Source organism: Mesorhizobium sp. M7A.F.Ca.US.014.04.1.1 (assembly GCF_003998745.1).
Lineage (GTDB): Bacteria > Pseudomonadota > Alphaproteobacteria > Rhizobiales > Rhizobiaceae > Mesorhizobium > Mesorhizobium ciceri.
Genome location: NZ_RZRW01000286.1, coordinates 1 through 7,508, shown reverse-complemented (window position 1 = coordinate 7,508; position 7,508 = coordinate 1). Strand labels below are relative to the sequence as shown.

Here is a 7,508-nt window from a genome sequence, read left to right as displayed (position 1 = left end):
ACTGGCTACGTCCCAGGCGCGGGCCGGACGGCCCGCTACAGCGACGAGGATGGCGAAGAGCATTCCAAACAGGCTCACCAGCAGGCAGACGATGGTGAAGCGGCGAGCAAGCATTGGGTCGGTCTCCTTCAACACGCCGGAGAATGCCCTGATGCAACTGAACCGGCTCTGATGGCGGCGTTCATCTGCGGTTCAAGATGATTGACGGGGTTTCGACGGCGCCGGCGTCGGTTGGATAGCCGCCGGCCTCCATCGAGCATCACCGGCGCAGGATGTGTCGACAAAACGAAAACGGGGCCCGTCGGGGCCCCGTCATCAGGTCGGAAAGATGCGCTCGATCAGAGCTTGTGCCAGGTCTGGCTCTTGCAGATCAGCCCGCCGAGCACGCAGCCGCTCATCTTGAGAGAGGTGCCCGACAATGTCGCCTTGCCCGAATAGGTCTTGTCGTTTGCCGGATCGGTGATGTTGCCGGCATATTTGTTGTCGCCCGTCGCCTTGAGCGAGCCGATGGTCTTGCCGGCATATTTGCCGGACTTGAGCGTGATGGAAAACGAGCCGCCGCCAGCGATGGCTGCGGTGTCGCCGGCCTGCGTCTTCCAATTGCCCTCGATCGGATCGGCCCAGGCCGCACCGGCCATGATCAATGTGGCCGCAAGGGCCAGGCTCACTCTTCGAAACATGTCTTCCTCCCTTTAGATGTCCGGCCGGATGCTCCGCCTCGGTCTGCCGCTTACGCAAACGTAAGCTAATCCAGCTCCCGGCAAAACAAAAGCGGTGCCGCAACGGAAGACTTTCGGATTTTGAAGGGCCCCGAATGCGCCTCCTGGCCAAGGAAATGAAACGATCGGCGCATCGCCTTTGTCTCCTGTGGTTAGCGAAGTCTTGAATTGGCATCGGGAAATTTTCGTCAAATTTGACGCAAGCAGGCTGAATTGCTGGCTTTGTATCCTTAACGAATTTCCGCGTTTACCTCTTGTTTTAGCTTTGTTTTCCTCAAATTAAGCACGCCATTTAACGACGGATTCAAGCCTGCACGGCATTCTCGAAAGCATCGGAAGAGCAGCCGCCAAGGACGAAAGAAGGCAGCTCTCGGGAGCCTGACAGGGGCCGGAAACAGGGGATTGAAATGGCACGTTTTGAAATGCTTGAAGCAGGTTTCGGCGCCATGGGGGCAACTGCCCAGGCCGACATCCTTTTCGAACTGGGCATGATGTATGCGACCGGCCGCGATTGCGAGACCGATGTCGTTGCCGCCCACAAATGGTTCAACATCGCCGCCATCAAGGGCTCGGCCCGCGCCGCGGAACTGCGCTCGGAACTGTCGGCGGCCATGTCGAAGGTCGAGATCGCCACGGCGCTTCGCGAAGCCCGCGAATGGATGACCATGCACTGAAATCTGCCAATCGCAGACAGGCCTATCGAAGACAGGGAAGCTCCGGGATCAAGGCCGCACAGACGGCCGGACCCGGCGAAATTGAAGGCCGCGCAAGACGGTCACGAGGGCAAGAGAAAGAACGCGGCAGGCCGCAAGGCCCAGTCGTGCGCGACACAGGGAAGCTGAGCGGGATTTTTAGGGGCGGGGCGCCTGGAGATTGCTCGACGGGCAAAAAAGCCACGACCAGCCGGAACAAGGCTGGCGTGGGTTTTTGCGTGGATGACGTCTTGCAGGCCCAATCGAGCGGCGCCAATGCGCCTAGACAGGCCGAATGAAGGATGAAATTGTCCCGCCTCTCTGGAAGAAGCGTGGCCGGGGCGGCCGCGCGTGAGTGGAGGAGTTCTACCATCATGAAAAAATTGAGTATTTTGAACGCGGCCATATTCGGCCTGATGATGAGCACGCCGGTCGCATTCGCCGACGATATCACCTTTGCGGTGATCGGCCCGATGACCGGACAGCTCGCCACCATCGGCGATCAGTTCAAGCAGGGCGCACAGGCCGCTGCCGATGCGATCAACGCCGCTGGCGGCGTCAACGGGTCGATGATCAAGCTTGATATCGAAGACGACCAGTGCGATCCCAAGCAGGCGGTGTCGGTTGCCAACCGCGTCGTCGCCGATGGCGTCAAGTTCATCGACGGCCATGCCTGCTCGGGTTCGAGCATTCCGGCCTCGGCCGTCTATGCCGAAGCCGGCGCGCTGATGATGAGCCCGGCTTCTTCCAACCCGGTGCTGACCGACGCGGCCGCCAAGGCCGGCTGGCCGACGATCATGCGCCTTTATACGCGTGACGATGCGCAGGGCGCCTTCATCGGCCCATGGATCGCCAAGAAGTTCGCCGGCAAGAATGTCGTCGTCCTGCACGACAAGAGCGCCTACGGACAGGGCGTGGCTGACGCCGTCAGGGCAACGATGAATGCCGGCGGCCTCAAGGAGGTCTACTATGACGGCATCAACGCTGGCGAGAAGGACTATTCGGCTCTCGTTACCAAGCTCAAGGACTTGAAAGCCGACGTCGTCTATTTCGGCGGCTACCATCCTGAAGCTGGCCTGATCCTGCGTCAGTCGGCGGAACAGAACCTGAAGTTCCAGCTGATCATGCCGGACTCCATCGCCTCGCCGGAATTCTGGCAGGTCGCTGGCCCGGCCGGCGAGGGCACCATGTTCGTCTTCCCGTCGGATCCGCAGGCAAAGCCGGAAGCCAAGGCAGCCGTCGAGAAGATCAAGGCCGGCGGTTTCGTGCCGGAGGGCTTCACGCTGTTCTCATACGCCACCATCCAGGCATTCGCCGAAGGCATCAAGCGTGCCGGCAGCGACGATCCGGCCAAGGTTGCCGAGGCGCTGAAGAACGGCACGCCGATCAGCACCGTCGTCGGTAATGTCACCTTCGACGAGAAGGGCGATCTCAAGAATGCCAGCTACGACATCAACCAGTGGCATGACGGAAAATATGCGCCGATCGCGCAGTAATCGCCGGCCCGGCGACTGAATAGCATAGGGAAATGGCCGGGGTCGTCCCCGGCCATTTTCTTGTTTGCCCTGTAGTCTGCCTTTCGAACCGTCAGCTGGCTACAGCGGCCGAAGCGGCTTGTTCCTCGACGAACCGTACCAGCACCGTCCCGTCGGTCACCTGCACGCCCTCGGTGGCGATCTCGGCGATCACGCCGTCATGCGGCGCGGCGATGGTGTGTTCCATCTTCATCGCCTCCAGGATCAGCAGCGGTTGACCCTTGATCACGGCATCGCCCTTTCCCACGCGCACCAGCTTGACCAGTCCCGGCATCGGCGCGCGCAGGCTGCCTGAACCCGCCGCTGCCTCGTCGGCTCGTGCGAGCGGGTCCGGCACCGTAAAGGTGTAGCCGACGGCGCCTTCGAACAGGGTGATGTGGCCTGGCCAGCGGGCGAGGCGTGGTGTTGAGCGAAAATCATGCGAATTGGTGTCGTCATAGGGCTTGTCCAGCGTCACCTGGAACCGCCCGTCATGCCGCACCGAAACTTTCGCCACGATTTCGTCTTCGCCAAACTTCAAACGTGTGCGTCGCGCCACGCTGTGGAAATGCGCATAACCGGCAAGCGACGACCACGGATCGTTGGGTGACGGCGATGCTCCGGCGCCGGAGGCCGCAACGGCCGCGGCAGCGATGGTTTCGCCGGTCGGCGGCGCGACCTCGGTCAGCGCCGTCTGGTGCCTGGCGATCAGGCTGGTGTCAACATCGCCTGCGGCGAAATCCGGATCGGCGGCGAGAGCGGCAAGAAAGGCGGTGTTGACGGTCGAGCCGGCGATCTCGGTCCGGGATAGCGCCGCGCCAAGCGCCTCCAGAGCCGCCTGCCTGTCCGTTGCGTGGACGACCAGCTTGGCAATCATCGGGTCGTAATAGGGCGAGATGGCGTCACCCGCTCGCACGCCAGTCTCGATGCGAATCGTGGCGCCTTGCGGGGCCGCATCCGGAAATTTCAGATGATGCAGCGTACCGGTCGCCGGCAGGAACCCTTTTGCCGCGTCCTCGGCATAGATGCGCGCCTCGAAGGCATGGCCGACGAGCGCGATCTCGCTTTGCGTCTTGGGCAGCTTTTCGCCTGACGCGACCCGCAACTGCCACTCGACCAGGTCGGTGCCGGTGACCATTTCGGTGACCGGGTGCTCGACCTGCAGACGGGTGTTCATCTCCATGAACCAGAAGCGGTCGGCCTTCAGGCCCTGCGAGGCATCGACGATGAACTCGATGGTGCCGGCGCCTGAATAATTGATCGCCTTGGCGGCCTTCACTGCCGCCTCCGTCATCGCCTTGCGCAAAGCGGGCGTCATGCCGGGCGCCGGCGATTCCTCGATCACCTTCTGGTGGCGGCGCTGCGCCGAGCAATCGCGCTCGTAGAGATGCACGACATTGCCCAAATTGTCGCCGAAGACCTGCACTTCGACATGGCGCGGCTTGTCGACATATTTTTCGACCAGCACACGGTCGTCGCCGAACGCGGCTTTCGCCTCGCGCCGTGCGCTGGACAACGCCTCGGAAAACTCATCGGGATGCTCGACCCGGCGCATGCCCTTGCCGCCGCCGCCGGCGCGCGCCTTGATCAGCACTGGATAGCCGATCTCGCGCGCCTTGGAGGCAAGCAGCACGATCTCCTGCGCCTCGCCATGATAGCCCGGCACGACCGGCACGCCGGCCTTTTCCATCAGCCGCTTGGCGGCGTCCTTCAGCCCCATGGCACGGATAGAGGCCGCGGATGGGCCGATGAAAATAAGCCCCGCCGCTGTCACCTGGTCGACGAAATCGGGATTTTCCGACAGGAAGCCGTAGCCGGGATGAATGGCTTGCGCACCCGTTGCCAGGGCCGCCGCGATGATCTTGTCGCCGCGCAGATAGCTTTCGCCGACGGGCGAGGCGCCGATATGCACCGCCTCGTCGGCCATCTCGACATGCAGGGATTTTGCGTCGGCATCCGAATAGATGGCGACGGTACGCACGCCCAGCTTCCGAGCCGTACGGATGACACGGCAAGCGATCTCGCCGCGGTTGGCGATCAGGATCTTGGCGAACATGGAGCCTCCGCATGTAAGGTTCGAAGTCCATGGGAAGCATGGCGCTTGAACACCCCCCTCTGACCGGCAGGACAGAGGGGGGTGCTGTCTCGCGAGCCTTTTAAGCCCTCGGAGTAAACCTCTCCCTTACCAGGGAAGTGCTCTACCTTGCGGTCGGCTGTACCTACTTCGAGGCCGCGATCTCGCAACTGCCGCCGGTCGTGACTTTGTAGTGGCCGCGGGTGGACTGACAGGATTTCATCGCCAACTCTTCGGCCGTCTTTTGAGATGGTGCGTTGAGGTGGCCGCCGCAAACTATGTACGACGACATTATCCGTGCGTAGGGAGTGGTTGCGTACGCTGAATGGCCACCGGCCGCGACATAGGCCTTGTAGGCCTTGGTGCAGGGATCCTTGGGATTTCGCGGCAGGTACGGCGGGAAACGCTTGTCCCCCTCGCTTCCCGCCAGTGAGCCGGCCATGCCCGCTCCGGATGCTGCGAACACCAGCAATACAGCCAATATCGCCATGGCTGTTCGCTTGGAATTCGTGGATTTCATTTTGTCTTCCCCAAGGAGAAAAACCGGGCGCTTTCCGGTCTATTTGGACGCGGCGATGCTGCAGGCGCCGGCGACGGTAACCTTGTATTTGCTTTTGCTGGCCTGACAGGATTTCAGTGCCAGTTCCGCCGCCGCCTTTTGTGACGATGCATTCAGCTTCACGCCGCAAACGAAGTACTCGGTCGCCGGAACGATTGGCGTCGCCGCGAAAGCCGAATGGCCTGCGGCTGCGAGATACGCTGCATAGGCCTTCCCGCAGCCCCCGGTGGTTCCTATAGGAATGGTCACCGGGTAGCGCACGTCGCCCTTGCTGCCTGCCAGCGATCCGGCCATGGCAGCGGTGGAGGCCGCCACCATCAGCAAGCCTGCCACTATGGGGGTGGCTGCTCGTTTGCAGGTCCCGGATTTCATTCTGCTTCCCCCATTCGCAAAAAAGTCTCGGCCGGTTGCTTATTTCGATGACGAGATTGCGCAGCCGCCACTCGCGGTCTTGAGCTTCCACCGTGTCAACCCGGCCTGGCAATTGCGCAGCGCCGTCTCTTCCGCCGCCTTCTGGGACGGCGCGTTGAGCTTCGTCCCGCAGATGATGTAGAGGTCGACAACGCGCGAATAAAAGGTTGTGGCGTAGGCCGAATGGCCGCTCGCCGCGACGTAACCCTTGTAGGCAACGTTGCATTCGCCCGAACCCAAGGTCGGCGGAAAACGCACGTCTCCCTTGCGTCCTGCGAGCGATTCCGCCGAGCTGATGCCGGTCGCCGTTAATATTAGAAATGCGGAAAGTATCGAAGCAGCCGTTCCCTGGCAATATTTCAGTTTCATTTCCAGCCCGTCCCCATTGCCCCATGCTGGATAAACAGTAGCGAATATTTTGTCCCCCCGCCAGTTCACTGTTTGAGATTCGAAGCCGCCTATACTGACCAATCGCTTGGTCCATACAGTTCAGCCTTTTCACACGGCAGCAACGGCCTGCCGGTATAGTTCCGCCGTTTGGCTGTCGAAGTTGACCGTCCATTCTCACATCCGAAACACGCCAAAGCGCGTGTCCTCGATTTCGGCGTTGAGCGCGGCCGACAGGCTGAGCGCCAGCACGTCGCGCGTCTTTGCAGGATCGATGATACCGTCGTCCCAGAGGCGTGCGGACGAATAGAGCGGATGGCCCTCATGCTCGTATTTCATCAGGATAGGCTTCTTGAATTTCGCCTCTTCCTCGGCGCTCCATTCTCCGCCCTTGCGCTCGATGCCTTCGCGTTTGACCATGGCAAGCACCGTTGCCGCCTGTTCGCCGCCCATCACCGAGATGCGGGCGTTCGGCCACATCCACAGGAAGCGCGGTGAATAGGCGCGGCCGCACATGCCGTAATTGCCGGCGCCGAACGAACCGCCGATGATGACAGTCACCTTCGGCACCCTGGCGGTGGCAACCGCCATCACCAGCTTGGCGCCATCCTTGGCGATGCCGCCTGCTTCATATTTTCGACCGACCATGAAGCCGGTGATGTTCTGCAGGAAGACCAATGGAATTTTGCGCTGGCAGCACAGTTCGATGAAGTGCGCGCCCTTCAGCGCGCTTTCGGAAAACAGCACGCCGTTGTTGGCGATGATGCCGACCGGCACGCCATGGAGATGGGCAAAGCCGGTGATCAGCGTGGTGCCGTAATTCTGCTTGAACTCGTCGAATTCGGAACCGTCGACGACGCGCGCGATGACCTCGCGCGCGTCATAGGGCTGGCGCAGGTCGGTCGGCACGATGCCATAAAGTTCATCCGCCGGATGAAGCGGCGGAATCGCTCTCCTAGAGTTCAGGCTTACAGTCTTGTTCCGATTCAGGTTCTTGACGATGCGCCGGCAGATGGCGAGGGCATGGTCGTCGTCCAGCGCATAGTGGTCGGCAACACCGGAAAGCCTGGTGTGCACATCCGCACCGCCGAGATCCTCGGCACTGACATCCTCGCCCGTCGCCGCCTTCACCAGCGGCGGGCCGCCGCGGCA

8 protein-coding genes are annotated in these 7,508 nt (G+C 61.6%); 2 read left to right on the top strand and 6 right to left on the bottom strand.

Going from position 1 to position 7,508, the window contains the following annotated elements; genetic code table 11:
• Positions 1-338: 338 nt before the first annotated feature.
• On the bottom strand, positions 339-680 hold the full coding sequence (locus tag EOA22_RS19175; RefSeq protein WP_013532615.1) for a DUF2147 domain-containing protein: 342 nt from the start codon (positions 678-680) through the stop codon (positions 339-341).
• Positions 681-1,126: 446 nt separating this feature from the next.
• Here EOA22_RS19175 and EOA22_RS19170 point away from each other — a divergent pair, with 446 nt between their 5' ends.
• The gene (locus EOA22_RS19170) at positions 1,127-1,393 is read left to right on the top strand and encodes a sel1 repeat family protein (RefSeq protein ID WP_013532614.1); all 267 of its coding nucleotides are present in this window, start codon (positions 1,127-1,129) and stop codon (positions 1,391-1,393) included.
• Between the two features lie 392 nt (positions 1,394-1,785).
• A complete protein-coding gene (locus EOA22_RS19165; protein WP_013532613.1) occupies positions 1,786-2,907 on the top strand; it encodes an ABC transporter substrate-binding protein in 1,122 nt (373 codons plus the stop codon).
• Positions 2,908-2,998: 91 nt separating this feature from the next.
• Here the strand turns inward: EOA22_RS19165 and EOA22_RS19160 are convergent, their stop codons facing one another.
• From EOA22_RS19160 to EOA22_RS19140, 5 genes are all read right to left on the bottom strand, one after another.
• Entirely contained in the window at positions 2,999-4,981 is a 1,983-nt protein-coding gene (locus EOA22_RS19160; protein ID WP_013532612.1) for an acetyl/propionyl/methylcrotonyl-CoA carboxylase subunit alpha, read from the bottom strand.
• 163 nt (positions 4,982-5,144) lie between these two features.
• Entirely contained in the window at positions 5,145-5,519 is a 375-nt protein-coding gene (locus EOA22_RS19155; protein ID WP_024505729.1) for a hypothetical protein, read from the bottom strand.
• Positions 5,520-5,558: 39 nt separating this feature from the next.
• The gene (locus EOA22_RS19150) at positions 5,559-5,930 is read right to left on the bottom strand and encodes a hypothetical protein (protein ID WP_013532610.1); all 372 of its coding nucleotides are present in this window, start codon (positions 5,928-5,930) and stop codon (positions 5,559-5,561) included.
• A 39-nt stretch (positions 5,931-5,969) separates the two neighbouring features.
• Positions 5,970-6,440 carry a hypothetical protein gene (locus EOA22_RS19145; RefSeq protein WP_318011939.1) on the bottom strand — a complete coding sequence of 157 codons (471 nt, stop codon included), beginning with the start codon at positions 6,438-6,440 and terminating at the stop codon, positions 5,970-5,972.
• Positions 6,441-6,533: 93 nt separating this feature from the next.
• Positions 6,534-7,508 (bottom strand): carboxyl transferase domain-containing protein (locus EOA22_RS19140; protein WP_281040766.1); only part of this gene is annotated, 975 nt, incomplete at its 5' end.

Coding starts and splice junctions, on each gene's coding strand:
- EOA22_RS19170 (WP_013532614.1), top strand. CDS start 1,127: ATGGCACGTTTTGAAATGCTTGAAGCAGGTTTCGGCGCCATGGGGGCA.
- EOA22_RS19150 (WP_013532610.1), bottom strand. CDS start 5,930: ATGAAATCCGGGACCTGCAAACGAGCAGCCACCCCCATAGTGGCAGGC.
- EOA22_RS19175 (WP_013532615.1), bottom strand. CDS start 680: ATGTTTCGAAGAGTGAGCCTGGCCCTTGCGGCCACATTGATCATGGCC.
- EOA22_RS19155 (WP_024505729.1), bottom strand. CDS start 5,519: ATGAAATCCACGAATTCCAAGCGAACAGCCATGGCGATATTGGCTGTA.
- EOA22_RS19165 (WP_013532613.1), top strand. CDS start 1,786: ATGAAAAAATTGAGTATTTTGAACGCGGCCATATTCGGCCTGATGATG.
- EOA22_RS19160 (WP_013532612.1), bottom strand. CDS start 4,981: ATGTTCGCCAAGATCCTGATCGCCAACCGCGGCGAGATCGCTTGCCGT.